Origin of the sequence: Janthinobacterium sp. MP5059B (assembly GCF_001758645.1) — a bacterium.
Lineage (GTDB): Bacteria > Pseudomonadota > Gammaproteobacteria > Burkholderiales > Burkholderiaceae_D > Janthinobacterium > Janthinobacterium lividum.
Genome location: NZ_LRHX01000012.1, coordinates 121,256 through 142,039, shown reverse-complemented (window position 1 = coordinate 142,039; position 20,784 = coordinate 121,256). Strand labels below are relative to the sequence as shown.

Annotated in this window: 16 protein-coding genes; 2 read left to right on the top strand and 14 right to left on the bottom strand. The window is 62.3% G+C overall.

The genetic code is table 11. From position 1 onward, the window contains the following. Window positions 1-6: 6 nt before the first annotated feature. Window positions 7-189: a hypothetical protein gene (locus JAB1_RS15650; RefSeq protein WP_070280669.1), complete on the bottom strand. Its 183-nt coding sequence runs from the start codon at window positions 187-189 to the stop codon at window positions 7-9. Window positions 190-325: 136 nt separating this feature from the next. Between JAB1_RS15650 and yddG the strand changes: the two genes are divergently transcribed. Continuing rightward, window positions 326-1,231: an aromatic amino acid DMT transporter YddG gene (gene yddG, locus JAB1_RS15645; protein WP_070280802.1), complete on the top strand. Its 906-nt coding sequence runs from the start codon at window positions 326-328 to the stop codon at window positions 1,229-1,231. Window positions 1,232-1,290: 59 nt separating this feature from the next. On the opposite strand, the gene JAB1_RS15640 is transcribed toward yddG, so the two are convergent. The 10 genes from JAB1_RS15640 to JAB1_RS15595 all read right to left on the bottom strand — a co-directional run bounded on the left by JAB1_RS15640 (window position 1,291) and on the right by JAB1_RS15595 (window position 15,665). Further along, window positions 1,291-1,578, bottom strand: a complete 288-nt coding sequence (locus tag JAB1_RS15640; RefSeq protein ID WP_070280668.1) for a hypothetical protein — start codon at window positions 1,576-1,578, stop codon at window positions 1,291-1,293. A gap of 65 nt (window positions 1,579-1,643) precedes the next feature. Then, complete coding sequence (locus tag JAB1_RS15635; RefSeq protein ID WP_070280667.1) at window positions 1,644-3,005, bottom strand: Vps62-related protein; 1,362 nt, start codon at window positions 3,003-3,005, stop codon at window positions 1,644-1,646. A 104-nt stretch (window positions 3,006-3,109) separates the two neighbouring features. Next, complete coding sequence (locus tag JAB1_RS15630) at window positions 3,110-4,153, bottom strand: helix-turn-helix domain-containing protein (protein ID WP_083299785.1); 1,044 nt, start codon at window positions 4,151-4,153, stop codon at window positions 3,110-3,112. 235 nt (window positions 4,154-4,388) lie between these two features. Further along, window positions 4,389-5,552, bottom strand: coding sequence for an MFS transporter (locus JAB1_RS15625; RefSeq protein WP_070280663.1), 1,164 nt, complete (start codon window positions 5,550-5,552; stop codon window positions 4,389-4,391). Between the two features lie 91 nt (window positions 5,553-5,643). Then, the gene (gene vioE, locus JAB1_RS15620; protein ID WP_070280661.1) at window positions 5,644-6,225 is read right to left on the bottom strand and encodes a violacein biosynthesis enzyme VioE; all 582 of its coding nucleotides are present in this window, start codon (window positions 6,223-6,225) and stop codon (window positions 5,644-5,646) included. A gap of 10 nt (window positions 6,226-6,235) precedes the next feature. After that, a complete protein-coding gene (locus JAB1_RS15615; RefSeq protein WP_034786445.1) occupies window positions 6,236-7,354 on the bottom strand; it encodes a tryptophan hydroxylase in 1,119 nt (372 codons plus the stop codon). Further along, entirely contained in the window at window positions 7,354-8,643 is a 1,290-nt protein-coding gene (locus tag JAB1_RS15610) for an NAD(P)/FAD-dependent oxidoreductase (RefSeq protein ID WP_070280658.1), read from the bottom strand. The genes JAB1_RS15615 and JAB1_RS15610 overlap by 1 nt, the downstream gene beginning before the upstream one ends. A gap of 1 nt (window position 8,644) precedes the next feature. Further along, a complete protein-coding gene (gene vioB, locus JAB1_RS15605) occupies window positions 8,645-11,665 on the bottom strand; it encodes an iminophenyl-pyruvate dimer synthase VioB (RefSeq protein ID WP_070280657.1) in 3,021 nt (1,006 codons plus the stop codon). Then, window positions 11,662-12,969 carry an FAD-dependent oxidoreductase gene (locus JAB1_RS15600; RefSeq protein ID WP_139144575.1) on the bottom strand — a complete coding sequence of 436 codons (1,308 nt, stop codon included), beginning with the start codon at window positions 12,967-12,969 and terminating at the stop codon, window positions 11,662-11,664. The genes vioB and JAB1_RS15600 overlap by 4 nt, the downstream gene beginning before the upstream one ends. 542 nt (window positions 12,970-13,511) lie before the next feature. After that, window positions 13,512-15,665, bottom strand: coding sequence for a TonB-dependent siderophore receptor (locus JAB1_RS15595; RefSeq protein ID WP_139144574.1), 2,154 nt, complete (start codon window positions 15,663-15,665; stop codon window positions 13,512-13,514). A 365-nt stretch (window positions 15,666-16,030) separates the two neighbouring features. Between JAB1_RS15595 and JAB1_RS15590 the strand changes: the two genes are divergently transcribed. Further along, window positions 16,031-18,262, top strand: a complete 2,232-nt coding sequence (locus tag JAB1_RS15590; RefSeq protein WP_070280799.1) for an NADP-dependent isocitrate dehydrogenase — start codon at window positions 16,031-16,033, stop codon at window positions 18,260-18,262. 93 nt (window positions 18,263-18,355) lie between these two features. Here the strand turns inward: JAB1_RS15590 and JAB1_RS15585 are convergent, their stop codons facing one another. The 3 genes from JAB1_RS15585 to JAB1_RS15575 form a co-directional block, all read right to left on the bottom strand. After that, window positions 18,356-18,799, bottom strand: coding sequence for a DUF411 domain-containing protein (locus tag JAB1_RS15585; protein WP_034786439.1), 444 nt, complete (start codon window positions 18,797-18,799; stop codon window positions 18,356-18,358). Window positions 18,800-18,867: 68 nt separating this feature from the next. After that, window positions 18,868-19,254: a hypothetical protein gene (locus tag JAB1_RS15580; RefSeq protein ID WP_070280653.1), complete on the bottom strand. Its 387-nt coding sequence runs from the start codon at window positions 19,252-19,254 to the stop codon at window positions 18,868-18,870. A gap of 48 nt (window positions 19,255-19,302) precedes the next feature. Further along, window positions 19,303-20,646, bottom strand: coding sequence for a diguanylate cyclase (locus JAB1_RS15575; protein ID WP_070280651.1), 1,344 nt, complete (start codon window positions 20,644-20,646; stop codon window positions 19,303-19,305). Window positions 20,647-20,784 lie beyond the last annotated feature (138 nt).

The window sequence follows — 20,784 nt, the reverse complement described above, 5'->3', positions numbered from 1 at the left end:
CAAACGTCAGCCGTGCGCGCGCACGACGGCGTTGTCTCCAGTCTTTACGGCCGTCTGCAGCGCGCGGGTTTCCGCCGGTTCCAGATAGCCATAGCCCTTGGGGAAGGGCTGGTAGGCTGGCGTGCCGGCGGCTGCGGTGGCGCAGAACAACACGGCGAGGCTGGCGGACACTAACTTGGGAACGGACATGAATGCACCTGTTTAAGTTTAGTTATTGAAAGACATAGTATCCGCAAATAATTGATGGAATCTCAACAATTGTCACTGCGGACTGCCCTGGCGAACGACACCGGGCATTTGATTGCATCACCTGAATGACATGAACATGAAAAATACCAACAAGGCCACCCTGACCGGGCTGGGCGCCATTCTGCTGTGGAGCTCGATTATCGGGCTGATCCGCAGCGTCACCGACCTGCTGGGACCCACGGGCGGGGCGGCGATGATGTACAGCGTGGCCTCGGTGTTCCTGCTGCTGTCCGTGGGCTATACGCGGCCGAGCGAATTTCCACGCCGCTATCTGGTCTGGGGCAGCCTGCTGTTCGTCACCTATGAACTGTGCCTGGCGCTGTCGATAGGTTATGCGGGCACGGCGCGCCAGGCCATCGAGGTTGGCATGGTGAACTATTTGTGGCCAACCTTCACCATCGTCGCGGCCATCGTGTTCAATGGACAGAAGAGCAATTTCCTCATCGTGCCGGGTTTCCTGCTGTCCGTCGCCGGCATCTGCTGGGTACTGGGCAGCGAACAGGGCTTCGACCTGGCCGGCACCGTGGCCAACGTGCGCGGCAACCCGCTCAGCTATGGCCTGGCCTTTGCCGGCGCGCTGATCTGGGCCGCATATTGCACCGTGACGGCGCGCATCGCGCAGGGCAAGAATGGCGTGACCCTGTTCTTTATCCTCGTTTCCATCAGCTTGTGGATCAAATACCTGCTGCAAGGCGGCGGCCCCATGGCGTTTACTTCCGAGGCCGTCATCTACCTGCTGCTGGCCGCCGGCGCCATGGGCTTTGGCTACGGCGCCTGGAACGTGGGCATTTTGCACGGCAACGTCACGATCCTGGCCGGCGCCTCGTATTTCATCCCCGTGCTGTCCGCCGCGCTGTCGTCGCTGCTGCTGCGCACGCCGCTGTCACTGGCCTTCTGGCAAGGCTCGGCGATGGTATGCGGCGGCGCCATCCTGTGCTGGCTGGCGACGCGGGCGGGGCGCATCAGTCCAGTCAGCAACTAGAACGGCGCAATACACGCAGCCAGGTTGCCCGCCGGGCAGGGCAGGCTCAGGCATCGTCGTCAGAAAGTCCGGCAGCCCGGACCGGGAGCGGGTCCCCACGACTTGCCGAAGCTGCCCCGCCTGCACGCTTCAATCGTGAAATTGGGCCTGGATTTGCCGCTGCATTGCCGCGCGGACCAGCAAGGGGCGTGGCCTACCTGGTCCGCGGCGGCATCCTTCTCTGCCTTGGCGGTGGCTGGGCTGGCCGCCGCATTTTCCTTGGGTGTTTCCTTGTCCTGCTTGGCGGCACCCGCCATCGATACGGCCGAAATCAAGGCGACAAGGCAAAACAGACGTTGCAGTTTCATATGAACCTCCTGGTTGGATGAGAAATGTCAAACACACTGTTGTACTGCTGGGAAAGAAAGGCGATTCAATTTTTCATGGCTTCCGGCTGGCTTGCCTTGTCCGGTGGGGGAATGTTGGTCCGGTCCTGATTCCGGTAGGCGATCGGCCTGATCTGTGTCCCATCCGAGCGCGTCACCACCAGGTCGGTCAGCAATTGCCATTGCCATACACGCGCTGTTTCCTTGAAGATCAGCTGTTCCGAGTATTCGACGCTGGTCTCTTCCGTGCGGCCGCTCAGCTGCGTCAATGAAAACGTGTTGGTCATGGAGAGGGATGCCGAGGCGCTGGGACCTTCGAACACGGCACCGACCTCGACATTCGTGGTGATCGACGTCGACCGCTCGAAGGTCGTGGATTCTTCTTTCGTCACGCCCACGCGGTAGGTTGTCGTCGTGGTGCCGCCCCCGGTCGGCGATAAAACGTTGTAGCAAAAATAGTAAGGCTGGGCGGCGATGAAGTAGAAGGGCGACGTGTAAGGCTGGTCGGGTACGTTGCTGGCATCACCGGGGATGGCGGTAAACGGCACGATCACGACAGGGCTCAAGCCGGCCTTCAGCTTGTGGTTGACCACAATTGCCGGGTCCAGCTCCGGCTTTTGCGGGGCGGGAAAATCAAATGGTTCCACGTCGAGGCAGGCCATGGGCAGGCGCAGGTAAAATGCCGGCAAGCCGCCATAGGTATACGCCAGCGGCGACAACAGGACGTATCCATCCTGAACATCCTTCCATTTGTCCGGCCGTGCTTTCGGCGCTTCCACGCTGCCGCTGCCTTGCCATCCGTGTTCTTGCCACACCCGGATCTTGTCGACGGACATACACAGGTCTTTTCTTACGCACCAATACTTGCTTATGTCCGGCTCCCTGGGGTTAAAGCAGATGCCAAGCGCGTAATAGCCATCCGGCGCAATGGGTTGCCAGTAGCAGATGTCCCTGGGGTTTTTGGAGCCCCTGTCATTGACCAGAAAACGGAACCCCGTCGGATGCGCCAATGCGGGACCCAGGGCGGAAGGCGTTGCTTCCGGGCACGGTGACAGGTAAAACATGGGAGACGCCCGGGGCGGCTGATACGGCGGAGCCAGTCTGGTGGACACCGCGATATCGCCGACAGGCAGGCAATTCGCATCGCGCTGCCCGCTGCCCGTGAACTGGTAAAGGCCGATCCACGGCATGTTATTCAGGTCGGGGGGGAACTTGCTCAGGTCCAGTTGGCTCCAGACTTCGGTGAACTCCTCCGGCTTGCCTAAAGTCAAGCAAATTTCACCGTAGCGCACCGCCGTCCTTGTCCAGTCACTGGCGCGTACCGCCTTGACGATGGCGGCGTTCGCCTTTTCATTGTATGGCGCCAGAGCGAGGGTGGCGTCGCTGGCATCGTTGTTGTCGTTAAGCATGGGCGCTGAACTCCGTCGAGAGTAGGAACCGGCCCCGCAGCTGTCGCGGGCGTGTAGGGAGCTTGATTCTCCCTCCCTGGTTCACGCCGACTTGACACCCTGTTTCACTTTTTCAAAATATTATTTTGAGGAAATATCATTCCGAACTGTTCACGGTAGTCGCGCGGCGACATGCCATACGCGCGGCTGAATGCGCGTGAGAAATCGGAGGCGCTGTTGAATCCCAGTCCCAGTCCGATCTGCGTCACGGCAAGATGGCGCATGCTGGTCAGTTCATGTGCCGCGTCGCGCAGGCGGCAATGGCGGATGTAGGCGGCCAGGCCCCCCTGGGATTCAAACAGGCGGTAGATGGTCGAGCGGGCGACGGGGAATGCCCGCATCACGCCGTCCGGCGTCAGGTGTTCCTCGTGCAGGTTCGCCTGGATATAGTGTTCGATCTGTCCCTGCAGCGCGGCGCGGGCGGCAGCGCGCCCATGCTCTTCCAGGCGCTGCTGCTTGGCAAATGCGGCAATGATCAGGCGGGCGCAGGTGCGTATCGTCTGCTCTTGCTGGTCTGCCGGCAGCGCTGGCAGGCGCTGGCACAGGATCTTCAGGTAACCCGGCAGCATGCGCGTCAGCGGCGTGGTATAGCCGACGATGCGGCCGTGGATGGCTTCGGCATCGGGCAGGTGCGCGCTGACCGCGGCACGGGGCAGGAAGAAGGCCAGTACATGCGCCCGCGTCGGCCGCGCCATGCTCATGGGCTGGTTCATGTCCAGGGCCAGTATGCCTGGCGTGTATTGCTGCGCTTTAGCGCTGGGGCGTGCCGTGCTGGTCTCGATAATGCCCTGCACGGCGATGTGAAAGACGAAATCGCGCATGCTGTCGGTGGAGATGCGCTGATTGCTGCGTAGCTGGGTCACCGCATCCGTGCGGCTATCCAGATACGCCATGTCCGGCAGCAGGTAAGTGTCGAGTTCTGCGTGAAATCCATTGTCCAACTGCTGGCGCCGTACCTGCAAGTCAAGAAACCGGCCCAGATAATCGCGCCAGGCCAGCAGCTGCAGTTCCTTGTGCTCGCTGGCGACGCTGAAATGCTGCCGCGTCAGCCCGCTGACGGGGGGCGTGCGGGCATGCCTGATGTCACGCGCGGCAAGCAGGTCGCGCATCGCCGTGGAATATTCCTGGCCCAATGGTGGTCGCTCCAGTCCTAGAGGGTAGCTGTTGCCGGCAGCTTGTCCGCCAGCGGCATGATCTTGCCGGGATTGGGCGTGGCCGTCAAGACAGGTTGCCGTCCGCTCAGGAACGAAACGATGACGCAGCAGCATCCCGCGATGGAAACAAGGCGTTACGCATCGGGGCTGTGCTGACGGGCGGTTGGCAATGCCAGCCGCCCGTCAGCCGCTAATGCGACAACACCGAATCGCGCGACCTGTGCCCGAGGTAGGGCAGCAAGCTGATGAGGCCAAGCACGGCCAGTGCGACACCGACCCACAGCGGGGAGCGCAAGCCATAGCCGGCGGCGATGCCGAGGCCGCCGAGCCAGGAACCGGCGCCCAGGCCGATGTTGATGACGGACGTGTGCACCGTGTTGACCAGCGGCCCCGGATGGGCCGTTTTCATCACGCGGGCGATGATGGCGGGATTCATCGACATGCCGACCAGGCCCGTGACCACCAGCAAGGCGACGCTGATGGTTTTGTCGTGCGCAAAGACGGCGAACAGCGCCAGGCTGATGCTCAGGATGACCATGCCCCACACCATGATGACGGTGGTGTAGCGGTCCGCATAACGGCCGACCACGCCATTGCCCACCACGTTGGCGACGCCGTAGATGCCCAGCAGCCAGGGGATTGAAGATGCTGGAAAACCGGTAATTTCCGTCAGGATGGTCGCGAAATAGCTGAACGCCGCGAAAATCGCGCCGATGATGAGGCCACTGCTGGCGTACGCTGCCCACAGGTGGCGGTTGCGGAACTCCCCCAGTTCATTGCCGAGGCTGACGACTTCGGATGGCTTGGCGCGCGGCACCAGCATGGTGATGAGCACCAGGCACAATAGCGCCAGCAGCACCACCAGCCAGAAGCTGGCGCGCCACCCCAGGTGCTGGTCGATGAGCGTGGCGACCGGCACGCCCACCACCGAAGCGAGCATGAGGCCGCCGATCACGACGGCGGCGGCGCGTCCGCGCGCGTTGGGAGCGACGATTTCGGCACAGATCGCCAGGGACAGGCCAAAGCAGGTGGCGGCGGCCACGCCCGTGACCACCCGCGCGATGGCCAGGATGTCATAGCTGGTGGCGGACGCGGCAACGGATTGGGCAAGGACATAAAAGCCCAGCAGCCACAGCAGTCCCTTCTTGTTCGGTAAGCGCAGCTTGAGCAGGACAATGGTGCTCAGCGGTCCGCCGATGACCATGCCCATGGCGTAGAGCGAGATCAGATAGCCGATCCGTGTCACCGGTTCGTCCATGGCCAGGGCCAGCGACGGCATCATGCCCGCCACCATGAATTCGGATGTCGTTAACGAAAAGATCGTCAACCCCAAAATGTAAACAACCAGCGGCATATCAATATCCTTCGAGAGTAATAACAAAAACACTTGCCAGGCGTGGCGCGCGCTCCGGCCGCATGCGGCCCTCGCGCGCGCCACGGCCCGGTCAGGTGTTGCAAGACGTAAAGACGCTGTCCGGAATGTCGCCGACAAACAGGTTGGGAAAGTCGCGTACCGACTGGTGCTGCGGGTCATTGCCGGTGACCATGCGCAGCAGGCGGTTGCCACCGGCCTCCAGGTAAAAGACCGATGGCGGCTTGCCCGCCCGCTCGACTACCCAGGCGTCCGCCTCCCGGCCCAGCACGGTGTGGCGGCCGTCGTGACGGGCACCGCCGTCCAGCAGCACCGCCTGCGGCAGGAACAGCTCATGGAACGGGGTCACCTCATCGGCCAGCGCCGTGCCCTGCAGCTGCTCGCCAGCCGCCTCCGCTTGCCTTGCGTAGGCCACTTTCTGCTTGCGGCTTTGTTCGCGCCTGGCGTCGCCGATTTCCGACATCCACAGCAGGTGTCCATGTTCCTTTTCCGACCAGGGGTTGAACAGGCCGTCGATGCGGCAGATATTGCGCGCATAGTCGAACCAGCAGTAGCCGGACGTGACCTGGTCATCCGCCTGCATCGGCGTCCAGTAGGAAACATAGGCGCTGCTCCATTGCATCGGCAGCAGCGGCGGGGAGACGTGTGTCGGCATGGTATCTCCCTTAGCGGCCCAGCGCGTAGCCAAGACTGGCCATCAGCGCTTCTTGTAGCGACGGCAAGTCCTTGCGGCGGGCGTCGAAGCTGGCGGTCAGCTCTTCATTGCTCAGTTCGATACGTTCGCCCACGCTTTCAAACCACAGGCGGCTGCTGTTGGCGTGCTCCTTGAACAATTGCACCAGGGGCACGGCACGCGCATTGAAGCTGTCCAGTGCGGCGGCCTTGCCGTCTTCGGTATTGAGGATTTTGACCAGCAGCAGGGCGACCACCACCGCCATGGTGGTGCCATGGCCGATGGAAAAATGCCCCGATTGCAGCGCATCGCCGAGCAGGACGAACTTGCCGTCGCAGGCCTGGTCGTGGCTGAGGGTCATGAAGTTGCGCCAGCCCTGGCCCGGTTGGCTCTGCAGTCCATGCTCGCCGAGTTCGGCCTTGAACGTTTTGGCGATGTACGCGGCGGCATCGCGCTCGGACAGCGCCTCCAGCCCGGCCTTGGCGTACGTCTCTTCGCTGCATTCGACGATAAAGGTGCTCATCGTGTCCGAGTATTTGTAGGCATGGCCGATGAATATGCCGTGCTCATTGCTGCGGAACACCAGGTTCATCTGGTCGAACAGCTGGGTGGTGCCGTACCAGATGTATTTGTTGCGGCCGAAATCGATGTGCGGCGCCAGTGCTGGCGGCAACTCCAGCGATTTGTAATTGACGCCATTCGATACCACCACCAGGTCGTACTCGGCTTCCAGCTGCGCCTTGTCCGCCGGCGGCGTTTCGTAACGGATGGCGATGCCGGCCGCAACGCACTTGGCGCGCAGGGCCTGCACCAGGGCCTGGCGTCCGACGCCGCACAGGGTAACGCCGGTGCTCATCAGGTTGGGCTGGTCGTGATGCACGAGCTTGAATTCTTCCAGGAACTGCGGATTGAGCCGTTCCGGCTGCTCCAGGTAGGAGAGGGGATTGGCGGGGTGGCGCGGCGGCCGCCCAGGCAGCACCACGCCCCAGCCCAGCACTTCTTCCGGGGTGTTTTTTTCCGTAATGCTGATATCCCAGCCGGGCTGGGCCTGTTTCATTTGACTGGCAAAGAGCAGTCCTGCGGGGCCTGCGCCGATGACGAGAATTTTCATTAATTTACCCTTCCAAGTTTGTACCAAACGTTTTGTTTCTTCTGGATTTGCTGCAATTCATCGTAAGGAACCGATGTGAAGTACAGTTTCTCCGCCATGTCTGGCGGATAAACACGGGGGAATTTCTTGTGCATGTAGCGCGTGTAGCGCGTCTGCAGGAAGAAAATCAGGTTCGGATTGCTCAGCGCCTCATAGTTGGCGATCGCCATGTCCTGCATGGCGTCCGCCTGCACCTTGCGCTGCAGTGTGAATTCGGACAGGGCAGGGCCCAGGGCATTGCCGTGCTTTTCCAGCAGGGAAACGAAGACGTGGACGTCTTCCAGCGCCATGTTCATGCCTTGTCCGAGGAACGGGGCGGTGGCATGCGCCGCATCGCCGATCAGCAGGATATTGGCCTTGTAGTGGAAGGTGCTGGAGCGGACATTGATGAGGTCGTTGCTGGGCAGCGCCATGAACTGGTCCAGCATTTCCTTGCGACGGTCCGGCGGCAGGGTGCCGAAGTAGCGGCTGAAGAAGTCGGCCATGGCTTCGCGGTTGAGCGTGCCCAGGCTGGGCGTGCCGGTGTAGGGCAGGCACAGGGCAAAGCTGATGCTGCCGTCCGGGATGGTGGCCGCGCGGCCGGCAAACAGGCCCTTGGAATCCATGCCGAAGAAGTACAGCAAATCCTTCCTGAAACCCAGATCCGCCGCGTTCGGCAACACCAGCGTCTTGTAGCCGTGGCGGAAGTAACTCTGCCTGAACTCGAAACGGCGCATGCCGCTTTGCATGGCGCGCCGCACGGCAGAGTGGGCGCCGTCGGCGCCAATGACCAGGTCGCCATGCAGCTTCTGCAAGGCGCCGTCCGGGCCCTGGATCAGCACGATCTTTCTTTCCAGGTCGACATCCAGGCATTTATGCTCAAAGTAATACTTCACCTCGTGCAGGGCGGCATGCCGGTTCAGCAGGCGCTGGAAGGCGGTGCGGTCCAGCGACAGGGGGAACAGGCCTTCGAGCGGGGTCAGCTCGCGTATCCGGTGCCGGCCGCCCACGCTGAATGCCATGCCGACGATGGGTTCGCCGCACTGGTCGAGCTCCTGCTTGCTGATGCCGGCGGCCAGGACGGCCTTGATGCCGCGTACCGTCATGCTCACGCCGATGGCGCGCGAGTTGACGGGGTCGGCGTTGGCGGCATTCTCCAGCAGCGGATCACCGCGCTTTTCGACAACGTGGACATCGTGCCCCCGTTGTGCCAGATAAATGGCGCTGAGGCTGCCTGCCAGGCCTCCGCCGACGATAATGATTTTATGCATTTCAAGCCTCTCTTGACATCTTTCCCCGAGATAAATCGGTAAGTTGCTGATTAAAAAACTCCAACATTTCTATCGGCGCCATGCCGATGGCATCGCTCTCAATGCTGCGCGCGTACTGCGCCAGCGCCAGGCATTTCTGCGCCAGCATGTCGCAGCCCAGGCTGTAGTCGCCGCTGACCCGGCTGCTGACCGGCTCGGGCACGGGCGGTCCCGCATGGCGGCCAGGCAGGCCGGACGGCATGTTCATCAGGGCCGCAGACAGGGGGCGCAACAGGCCGGTCATGATGTCGATGGAGGCGTTCATCAGGCGCGAGCGGCGCAGGCTGCCCAGCGGCTGCTGCGCAAAATGGTGCGCCATCATCAGGAAGGTCAGTTCATAGCAGCCCTGATACAGCTGCATCAGCGCGCGCGCCTTCTGATCGGTCACCACGCTGCAGTCCGTGCGCGCTTCCAGCACGGGATTCTTCAGCGCCGGCAGCGCCGGTTCGAATGGCTTGTCGCAGGCCGAAAACTTGCCGGCGATGGCGCGCAGCCGCTGGAAGTGCGAGGAGGCGAAATGCGGCGAATCGACGGCCACGCCTTCGCCCTGTTCCGTGACGAAATCGATGGCGAACAGCGCGCTGTCGCGGTCGGATACTTCCAGCTGGTAGCCGGGATAGGCGCGGTTGGTCAGTTCTTTCAGGAACAGGTGGTGCTCGCCGCCGCGCTTGCCGCCGCCGCTTCCGAACAGGCCGGGCAGCTCGGCCAGGGCCTGGCGGATCGCGATATAGAAGGTGGCGATGGATTTGCCCGGCGTGGGAATGTAGTCGGGCCATTCGAAACGCACGAAGCGGGCCAGCACGTGTTCGGAAAAAGGTTCGAACGCAAATTCCGTGTCCAGACCGAAACGCTGGCGCGCCTGCTGGCCCAGCAGCGGTGTACCGCTGTAAAACGGTTCGCCAAGCGCCATCAACACATTGTTCACCAATAAGTAGTGAATCATTTCTTCATGGGCGATTTCCAGCAGCGCGCCGCGCGTGCCGCTGTTGCGGCGCCGGTCTTCGGCGCCGCAGGCCAGCTCCAGCTCGGCCGGCAGCCAGCGGCCGGACTGCACCAGGGCCGCCCCCTGCGCATAATTGGGAATCGAATACGCGGCATACAGGTATTGCAGCATCAGCGACAGTTCCAGATCGATGGCTTTTTTCAGCTCGTCGATCAGTTCCGCCTTGCAGCCGATGGCATACGGCGTGGCCGGTTCCGGTGCCGCCGCCTTGGCCGCGGCTGCCGCCTCGACCTGCGTCAGGTATTTCAGGAACAGGCGCGACTTTGGCAGCGACAGTTCGCGGGTGCTGGGCATGTAGTAGCTCTTGTCGCGGTTCTGCGGATCGCACATCTGCCACATCAGGCGCGAATACGTTTCGCACTTGCACTGGTCCGCCAGGCTGAAAACCTTGTCCGACATGAAGGGATACACGAGCTCGTAGTAGCTCATCACATGCCGGTAGAGGAAGGCGTAGTCGACCTGTTCGGCCGGTACGTCGTCGAGGTCCCAGTCGTCGGGCAGCACGCGCACGCCGAGGTATTGCTTGGCCTTGCCTGTGCCCAGCATGATGCGGGTCGCGCCCGGCTTGCGCCCCGTCAGCGTCAGCGCCGTGTAGCCGTGCCCGAGCGGCGACGGTTGCTGCTCCACTGCCAGCAGCGCGCCGTCTTCCGCCTCCGCCAAGGACGGAGGCGCCGCCAGCTCGCCGCGGAAGCGGCTTTGTACGGTGATGGTCTGCGGAAATTGCTCGTGCTTGTTCCGGTTCGGCGCTTCCAGGTACAGCTGGTTGCTGTCCGATTGCAGCACCCAGTCGGCTTCGTCCCACTGCGCCTGCGCGCTGCCCAGGCTGAGCGAGCCTGGCGCCGCGCCAGCGTGCTGCAGCGGCACGTCGAAGACGCCGTGATTGCGCCAGTAGTCGCGGTACAGCTGCTCGGGAATCCGCGCCAGAACGGTGCCGGCGCCGTCATGCAGCAGCAGGTCGCCCAGCGCTTGCTTGCCGCCCAGGGCATGCGTGGGATGCTGTTCCGAGACGGCGCCTATGTCGCGCGTAGTGAAGGGAATGGCGGTCGGCATGTTTAACGAGATGCGGTCCGCATGCACTTTCACCAGCACCGGCCCCAGGCTGCCCTGGCGCGGCTGCAGCAGACGGCCGGCCGGATAGGTGGCCAGCTCGTCGCGCCGCCACAGGCCGATGCTGCCGGCCAGGTCGTAGAACACGGGCGAATCGGGTTTTTGCGGCGTTGACATATTGAACAGGCAGTACTGCACCGTCAGGCCCAGCACCTCGTCGTCGGCCAGGGCTTGCTGCAAGGCATGCATACTGGCCGGCAGCGGCAGGTCTGCATTGAACAGGAAATGCGGGTCCTGCTTGGCCACGGAAAACTGGAACAGCCTGGCGCGGCCGAATTCCTCGTCCAGGAAATGCCCGCTGCGTTCCGTGATATGGCCGCTGCCGAGCCAGCGCACCGAGTGCGCCTGCGCGATGTCGGCCGTGAACAGCGTGGGCGTATTGGGCGTGGCCAGCTTGTCGCTCAAGGTGAACTGGCCCGCGTAGATCAGCGTGGTGTCGGGCTGCGCCGGGTTATTGTCGATCCACCTGGCGCGGTTGAACGTCGTGCGCAGGTACTCGTTGTAGTGGCCCCATAGGCCCAGCTTGGCGCCCACCAGCGCGTCCTGGGTATCGACTTCGCCATCGCACAGCTGGACGCCCGTGATCCGCGCGTTTTCCCACGAGAAATGGTTGTTTCCACAAAAATTATAGCCTGCCGCCTGGCTGAAGATGCCGTCCGGATCGGGCTTGCCCTGTGCGTTGAAGCGGGGGGCGAGCTGTTTCAGGTACGCATGGAATTCGGCTGGCGGCCGGCTCAGGTCGACAGCCTCGCCCGCCATCGATACCGCATTCGTGGCGATATCGATGTTGCCGTGCGTATTGCGATTCCCCGTCGGCACATTGGCGCGGGCAAAACCCCGAAAATGCAGACGGGGGAAGTCAAGTAGGCTCATGCGCGCTCGGTCGAGGAAGTGATGAAGGTATCGTTGGCAGCTTCTTCTTCCGTCCGTTGATCGAGCCGCTGCAGCAACAGGCCGCTGGCATGCTGGGCGCTGATCAGGCTGCCTTCCATCCAGCCGCAATGCGCGGTATAGGCATCCGAGCAGGAGATGATGCCGTCCCGGTGCAGCAGGATGGCCGGGTGGTCGGCTTCCGGCTCCACGCAAAACTCGACGCCATGCGGCCAGAACTTGTGAAAGTGCGCCTTGATCTGCGGCAGCGGCTGGCCATCGAGCGGCAGGACTTCTTCCAGGTGGCTGCGGACACGCTCCAGGTACACGTCTTCACCAAGCTCCAGGCTGTCCCGCCAGTAGGTGGCGCTTTTGCTGTCGGTGTAGAACAGCACGTATTTGTCGCTCTTGAAGTAGATCTTGCGCAGGGGATTTGCCGCCATCAGCACCTTGTCGGTCAGCCCCAGCGCATCCCACCAGGCTGTGTCGAACGTGAAGAATCCCTTGAACAGGGGCAGCGAGTCGTACTGGAACGGACTCCAGGCGTTCGGGAAATCCAGGTTCAGGCGCGGCATGGCGGACGGCGGGATGGCCATCACCAGATGGCGCGTGCGGTGCATCTGCGTGTCGCCATGGTGGCTGAAGGCGAGCACATGGTCGGCGCCCGATTTTTCAACGGACAGCAAGCGGTGTTCGAGCCTGAATTCCACCCCGGCGACCTGGGCCTGGTGCTGCAACTGGCACAGCAATTCGTGGTAGCCGTCGGTGGCATAGTGCCACTGGTTGGCGGCGTTTTCCGTAAAGTGCTGCGTTTCCGGGTGCTTCTTGATGATGTCGTAGGCCATGGCCGCCGACACCATCGGCAGCAGCAGGGCGTCATAGCCGGTCGCCTTGATGATGTGGCTGGCCTTGGCGGCGCCCAGGTAATGGCTGACGAACTCGAGGAAGGAATCGTTCGGATGCCTTTTCAGCATCGGGCTCAGCTCATCCAGCGTTGCCTTCAGCTCTTCCAGCACGCTATCGTGGGAGATGACCTCGGTGAACGGGTAGACCGCATGCGGCAAGCCGCTGCCCTGCATGAGTTGCTGAAAATGCGGATGCAGCTGCGGCGAGTAGCGGGCGGCGCCGAGTTCGGCGATTTCCTCGCCATCTATTTTCCGCGACTGGATGCGGCCGCCTACTGTGGCATTCAGGTCGAATACGCGGATGCGCAGGTTCCTGCCGGCGGCGGCGTCGATCAGGTTGTTGGCGCAAGTCAAGCCTCCTATGCCGGCGCCAACGATGCAAATGTCAGAATACGTGCTCATACGAAATTCCTTTTTAACGTTCATTAATCAAAAAGCCGCAAAATCGCTAGCAAAAGTTTCCCCAGCACGTGTAGGCAAGGGAGGGGGAACGCAGGGTGTTACCGCACTTGGCGAGCGTTATCGGCTGGGGAGTGAAAAGCCTGGCGAGAACTGGCGTTGTGTCTGGTACGGTCGATTCTTGGCAGCAGAGTTTCTGTTTCAAATCAAAGATGGCACCGACAGTAGCCCAGGCATCGGGCACTCAATTTGATAAATATCAATGTAGTTGTCGTTCGGTGTTGTGATTGTGTTCACGCAGCGCTGCATGCGCGATGGCGGCGGCATTGCGCCGGGAAGTGGCAGGGAGGACTGGAATGCGGTGCGGTGCGGCGTATCGAGCCGCTGCGGGAGTGTCGCCGTTTGCCGATGATGCCAGGATCAGTAGTGGGTCCTGGCACCTTCGGCGGTGGCTTGGTCTGCTTCTTGCTGTTTTTATTGTTTCTGACTTTGCGGCTGGCGCGCAGTGCACGCGCCAGCCGGGCGATGCCGGATGCCGGCGCCCGTCAAAAATCCACGGCAGCCGACAGTTGCACGGTGCGGGGCGCCGATTGCGAAACGGTGCCATACGAGGCCACGCCGGCCCAGTAATGGCGGTCAAACGCGTTCATCAGCCCGGCGCGCAAGGTCGTCGCCTTGCCGGCGATGGCCGTGCGGTAGCGCAGGCCCAGGTCTATCTTGGTCCATGACGGCACCGACTGCAGATTCGTCTGGTCCACAAACTGCTTGCCCGTGTAGCTGGCGGCGCCCGTGGCCGTCAAGCCTGGCCAGTACGGCACATCCCATTCGCCGCCCAGGTTGGCCATCGATGTGGGTACGCCGACGGGGCGCTTGCCCATGGTGGCGGCGTTGTTGGTCTTCACCAGGCGCCCGTCGAGCAGGGTGATGCCGGCGAGCAGGCGCACGGTCTTGCTGGCGGCGCCGGACAGGTTCAGTTCCAAGCCCCGGTTGCGCTGCTCGCTGTCCATGCGGTACACCTGGCCATACAACTGGCCGCTGGGTTTAGTCACCTGGAACACGGCCAGGGTCGCCAGCACCATGCCGAAATCGGCCTTCGTGCCCACTTCATACTGCTTGCTCTTGTAGGGAGCGAAGACCTGGCCCGCGTTGCTGGCGATGTTCGGCGCGATATCGCCCTTGCTCAAGCCCTCGATATAGTTCGCGTACAGCGACACGTGGCGCCATGGCTTGACGACGATGCCGGCCAGCGGCGTCAGGGCGCCCTGCTTGTAGTGCGTGGTCAGCGCGCCCGTCGTCGCATGGTAGTTTTTCGCTTCGACCAGCTGGCGGCGCACGCCCAGCGTCAGCTGCACGCGCTGGTCCAGCATGTCCAGGGTATCGGCCACGGCCAGGCTGGAGAGGGTGGAGGCGGACAGCTTCGGCGCGCGTGCCGGCGCGGGAATGCCGGGGTCGGGCACGGCCACGGGATGGTAGATGTTCGAAGTGATGAGCTTGCCGGAATTGCTCACGCTGCCAAATTCGTCGCGGTAGACATTGCCCATCACGACCAGCGCATGTTCGATGCCGCCCGTGCGAAAGCGCGCGCGCACGCCCGTGTCGCCGCTGGCGCGCCGCACGCGGAATTTCCAGTTCATGGGCGTGACCGTCATGTCGCCCGCCGCGCTGGTGATGGTCGGCGTCTGGTCCGAATAGCGCGATACGTCGGAGCGCGTGCCGCCCACATCGGCAAAGACGGTGACTTTGTCGTTCAGGTCGTATTCGAGCTTGCCCAGGGTGGCCAGGTCGTTGGACTTCCACCAGCCCCAGGATTGGGCGATATTGCGGCGGCCATCGGGCGCTGCCGGCACGGGCAGGCGCGCGGCCACGAGGAAGGGGCGCGTGGGCGCGTCGATCCACTGGTATTGTTCGATCAGGTCAAGCGAGGCGCGCAGCCGTTGTCCCTGGTAATCGAGGGCGATAGCGGCCACTTCCGCGCGCGAGGTCTGGTGGTCGAGCGGCGTGTGGCCCTGGCGGTGCAAGCCATTGAAGCGGATGCCGAAACGCCGCTCCTCGCCGAAGCGGCGGCTGACGTCGATGGCCGCGCCAGCCTGCGAACCCGAGCCGTAATCGACGGTCAGGCGCGTCAGGTCGCGCGGCAGCGAGCGTTTCGGCACGGCGTTGACGACGCCGCCCACGCCGCCGTTCGGCGACATGCCGTACAGCAGGGCGGCCGGTCCCTTGAGCACTTCCACGCTTTGCAGGTATTCCGTAAACAGGTGGTAATTGGGCGACACGCCATACACGCCGTCAAACGCCACTTCGCTCAGATTACCTTCGTTGAGTGGAAAGCCGCGGATGAAGAAGGAATCCGTGACGCCGCCGATCTGGCCAGTGAAGCGGGTGGACGGGTCGCCGCCCAGCACCTCGGCCAGGGTCAGCGCCTGCTGGTCGAGCATGCGCTGGCTGGTGTAGCTGTTGACGCTGAACGGTGTATCGAGCAAGTCTTTTTCGCCCAGCAGGCCGGCGCGCGCGCTTTTGGCGATCTGTCCGCCGGCATCCGCTTCGGCCTGGCCATTCACCAGCACGGTGGCGAGCGGGGCGGATGCATCGGCCGCCGCCTGGGCGATCGCCTGCGGCGTCACGCTGGCAACGAGCAGGCCGGCGAGGATCAGCCGGGTGGTGAGGCGGGGATGGGGGAGTGGGGACTGTGGAATGGGCATCGAGGGCGAGTGTATGAAGTTAGTCGGGAGGAATTGCATGCACGACATTATAAATGAGAATCATTACGATTTATAATGATTAGCATAGTCATTGCTGCCACGCTCATGACCATGCCGCGCGCATGCCTGGAGGGCATTTCCGCACGGAAAATGGCCATCCTGGGCCTTTAGATCCGGATATTTGCTGTCTTATATAAGATTCGTCGCCATCGGATACACAAACAGCGGCAGGACAGTCTAAAATACGTGGTGGGCAAGCACGGCGTCACCGCCGGCACACTAGCCGTCCAAAGCAAGGCTAACCGTCCTGTGTTTGGAATGAAGAAAGTTAACCACCAGGCATCACCGCATACAAGGGAATGAACATGGCAACACAAAAATCCAAAATCATCTACACGCTGACTGACGAGGCGCCGCTGCTCGCGACGTATTCCCTGCTGCCAATTATCAAAAAATTCACCGCGCCGGCTGGCGTGGACGTCGTTTCCAGCGATATTTCGGTGGCGGCACGTGTACTGGCTGAATTTCCAGAATTCCTGACGGACGCGCAAAAAGTCCCGAACACCCTGGCTGAACTGGGCAAATTGACCCAGAATCCGGACACCAACATCATCAAACTGCCGAACATCAGCGCCTCGCAAGGCCAGCTGATCGCCTGCGTGCGCGAATTGCAAGGCCGCGGCTACAAGCTGCCGGACTATCCGGAAGATGCGAAGACGGACGAAGACAAGGCCCTGAAAGCCCGCTACGGCAAGTGCATCGGCAGCTCGGTCAACCCGGTCCTGCGCGAAGGCAATTCCGACCGCCGCGCACCGAAGGCCGTCAAAGAGTATGCACGCAAGCACCCGCACTCGATGGGCGAGTGGAGCCAATCGTCGCAAACGCACGTCTCGCACATGCATCATGGCGACTTCTACCATGGCGAAAAGTCGCTGACCCTGGAAAAGGCCCGCGATGTCAAGATGGAACTGGTCACGGCCTCGGGCAAGACCATCGTGCTGAAACCGAAGGTTTCCCTGCAAGCGGGCGAAATCATCGACAGCATGTTCATGAGCAAGAAAGCGCTGCTGGAGTTCTACGAGAAAGAAATCGACGACGCCTTCAAGACGGGCGTGATGTTCTCGCTGCACGTCAAGGCCACCATGATGAAGGTCTCGCACCCGATCGTTTTCGGCCACTGCGTGCGCATCTTCTACAAGGACGCGTTCGCCAAGCATGCGGAACTGTTCGACAAGCTGGGCGTGAATGTCAACAATGGCATGAGCAACCTGTACGACAAGATCGAAACCCTGCCAGCGTCGCAAAAAGATGAAGTGCTGAAAGATTTGCACGCCTGCCACGCCAACCGTCCGGAACTGGCCATGGTCGATTCGGCCAAGGGCATCACCAACTTCCATTCGCCGAACGACATCATCGTCGACGCGTCGATGCCAGCCATGATCCGTATCGGCGGCAAGATGTGGGGCGCCGATGGCCGTCCGAAAGACGTCAAGGCAGTCATGCCGGAATCGACTTTCGCGCGCATCTACCAGGAAATGATCGGCTTCTGCAAATGGCATGGCAACTTCGATCCGAAGACCATGGGCACCGTGCCGAACGTGGGCCTGATGGCGCAGCAAGCGGAAGAATATGGTTCGCACGACAAGACCTTTGAAGTGCCGGAAGGCGGCATCGCCAACATCACCGACCTGGAAACGGGCGAAGTGTTGCTGACGCAAACGGTGGAAGAGGGCGATATCTGGCGCATGTGCCAGGTCAAGGACGCGCCGATCCGCGACTGGGTCAAGCTGGCTGTCACGCGTGCGCGCAACTCGGGCATGCCTGCCGTGTTCTGGCTCGATTCCTACCGTCCGCACGAGAATGAAGTCATCAAGAAGGTACAGGTTTACCTGAAGGATCACGACACCAAGGGCCTGGACATCCAGATCATGTCGCAGACGCGCGCCATGCGCTACACGCTGGAACGCGCCTTCCGCGGCCTGGACACCATCTCGGTGACCGGCAACATCCTGCGCGACTACCTGACGGACCTGTTCCCGATCCTGGAACTGGGCACCTCCGCCAAGATGCTGTCGATCGTGCCGCTGATGGCCGGTGGCGGCATGTACGAAACGGGCGCCGGCGGTTCGGCACCGAAACACGTCAAGCAACTGGTGGAAGAAAACCATCTGCGCTGGGATTCGCTGGGCGAGTTCCTGGCCCTGGCCGTGTCGCTGGAAGACATGGGCATCAAGACGGGCAATGCGAAGGCCAAAATCCTCGCGAAAACCCTGGACGAAGCCACCGGCAAGCTGCTGGACAACAACAAGTCGCCATCGCCACGTACCGGCGAGCTGGACAACCGCGGCAGCCATTTCTACCTGGCCATGTACTGGGCGCAAGCCCTGGCGGCGCAGAAGGACGATGCGGAACTGGCAGCGCATTTTGCGCCAGTAGCCAAAGCCCTGGCGGACAACGAAGAAAAGATCGTTGCCGAGCTGAAAGCGGTACAAGGCAAGGAAACGGATATCGGCGGCTACTACCTGCCAGATCCGGCGAAGACGGAAGCGGTCATGCGTCCTAGCGCCAGCCTGAATGCCGTGCTGGACAGCATCTGATGCAGTCATGAAGGCAGTCAGTTCCTGACTGCTGCCTGATAAAAAAACGCCGCCGGAAGCGATTCCGGCGGCGTTTTTCATTTCCCCTCAGGGTTATTGGTAGTGCTTGTAGACCTCGGTGCTGCCATTGCTCTTGACCAGCAAGACGTCATACGCATCCTTGCGCGGTCCTTCCATGCCTGGCGAGCCCATGGGCATTGCCGGCACGGCCAGGCCTTTGGCTTTGGGTTTCTCGCGCAGCAACTGCTTGATCTCGCTGGCCGGCACATGGCCTTCGATGGCGTAGCCGTTGACGAGGCCCGTGTGGCAGGAACCGAGCGCGTCGGGAATGCCGGCCAGCTTGCGGTATTGCGCCGGCATCTCGACATTTTTCGCGCGTACCGTAAAACCGTTCGCTTCCAGGTGCTTGATCCATGCGGAACAGCAGCCGCAGGAGGCGCTCTTGTAGACTTCGATGACGGGCAGGGCTGCCATGGCGAACGTGGGCAGGCCCAGCATGGCGGCGAAGGCGCCGCGCACCAAGAAATGTTTGATCATGTGTTGCTTTCAGACGCAGTAAGGTTATCGTGGCCACCTTGGTGGCCTGCTTGGGACGAGCTTGGAATTTAAGCGGAAAGCGGTCGCGGCGGCCGGCGCGGGCCGTCGGGAATGAATCCCGCCAGCAAGGTGGCCGTGGCGATGGTGACTTGTTGCGCGCCGCTGCAGGCGGCGGCAGGCAGGGCGAGGGAAGGCGGCATCAGCGCGCCCAGGCAAAAGCCGGCGCAGGCGCCGCATGCGGGGTGCTTGGCAGGGGTCTTGTTGTCTTCTGGCGTGCTGGCGCTGTCCGGCATCGCGGATGACTGCGCAGCATGATGCTGGCAGGCCGCTGTCAGCGCGGTGGCAGGCTCGTCAGCGAACGGCGCGCACAGCCGCGTCGCGCCCGCGGCGGCCGCTTGCAGCGGCACCGTCGTGATCAGCAGCAGGATCAGCCATGTTTTGAAGAGTCTTAGCATCGCCGAAAAGTATAGCATAGAGGCACTATCGCCAGGAGCTGGCGGCCGCTAGCGCGAGGCGGCCGCCAGTACCTTCGAGGCATACATGGCCCGGTCCGCGTGGCGCAGCAGCAGTTGCATGGTGTCGCCATCTTCCGGATAGTGGGCCACGCCGATGCTGACGGCGATCTGCAATTGCTGTCCGTTGCCCAGGTGCAGCGGCGTGGCCAGGGCCGCATGGATCTTTTGCTCGATCAGGCTGACGTCCACCGGCGCGGTATTGCTTTCCAGAAGCACGACGAATTCATCGCCGCCCATCCTGGCCAGGGTGTCGGTTTCGCGCATGCAATCGCGCAGGCGGCTCGCCACCGTTTGCAGCAGCAGGTCGCCACAGGCATGGCCGTGGTCGTCATTGACGCGCTTGAAGTTGTCGAGGTCCAGGAATAGCAGCGACAGCCGGCCTTCCTGGCGGTGCGCGCGCGCGAACGCCGTGTGCAGGCGGTCGTGGAACAGGCGGCGGTTCGGCAGGCGGGTCAGCTCGTCGTGCATGGCCATGAACTGCATCTGCGTCTGCAACTGCCGGCGTTCGATGGCGGTGGCAAGTTGCTTGGCGACAAATTGCAGCAAATCCTGGTCTTGCTCCGTGCCGATGACGGCATCCTGGCCGCCCTGCAAGGCCAGCGCCCCGATGCTGCCCATGGAGGAATATAGCGGCACGGCCAGCCAGCAAGATGACAGGGCGCAGGCTGCCGTTTGCAGCGCCGCCGGCAGGCCAGCCAGTTGTCCCGCCTGCAGACGCAGGGGACGGCCGCTGCGCAGGACTTCGTCGCACAGCAGGCTGGCCAGGGACGACGTTGGCTGGGGCGCGCTGTCCTCGGCATGGGACGTCATGGGAGGCTGTATGCCGTGTTCGTCATGCAGCAGCAAGGTCAGGCTGCGCGCGGGCAAGTGTTCGCCGATGATGAGCTGGATGCGGTGCAGCAGGGCGGGCAAGTCTTGCGTCGCCTGCATGGCTTCGGAGATGGCGTACAGCGCGGCCTGCTTTGCCTGGGCCTGTTTCAGCAAGGTGATGTCGCGCGCCACCGCCACGCGCAACTGGTCGGCGGCGGACCAGCGGGCGGACCACATGATGTGCGCCAGGCTGCCATCCTTGCGCAGGTAGCGGTTTTCAAAGTGCGTCTGCGCATGGCCATCCATGATGGCTTGCGCGGCGGCGAGGGTACGGGCGCGGTCGGCGGGAGCGACCATGTCGAGCATGCGCTTGCCGATCATTTCCTGCTGTGTGTAGCCGAAGATGCGTTCGCAGGCGGTGCTGACGAAGACAAAGCGCCCCTCCACGTCGACCATGCACACGGCATCGAGCAACAAGTCGGTAAAGCTGGCCAGCGGCGCGCGCAGAATCTTGTGTTCCATAGTGGCATTTTAATGGACATTCCCTGCTGTGATTGAACTTGTTGGGAGCAGGCGAGGCCAGCGGCATGAAAATGTTTCATTTCCCCGACGCTCATGCTTTGCCGTTTCTTGCCGTTAATGCAGTATTGCCATGCAATT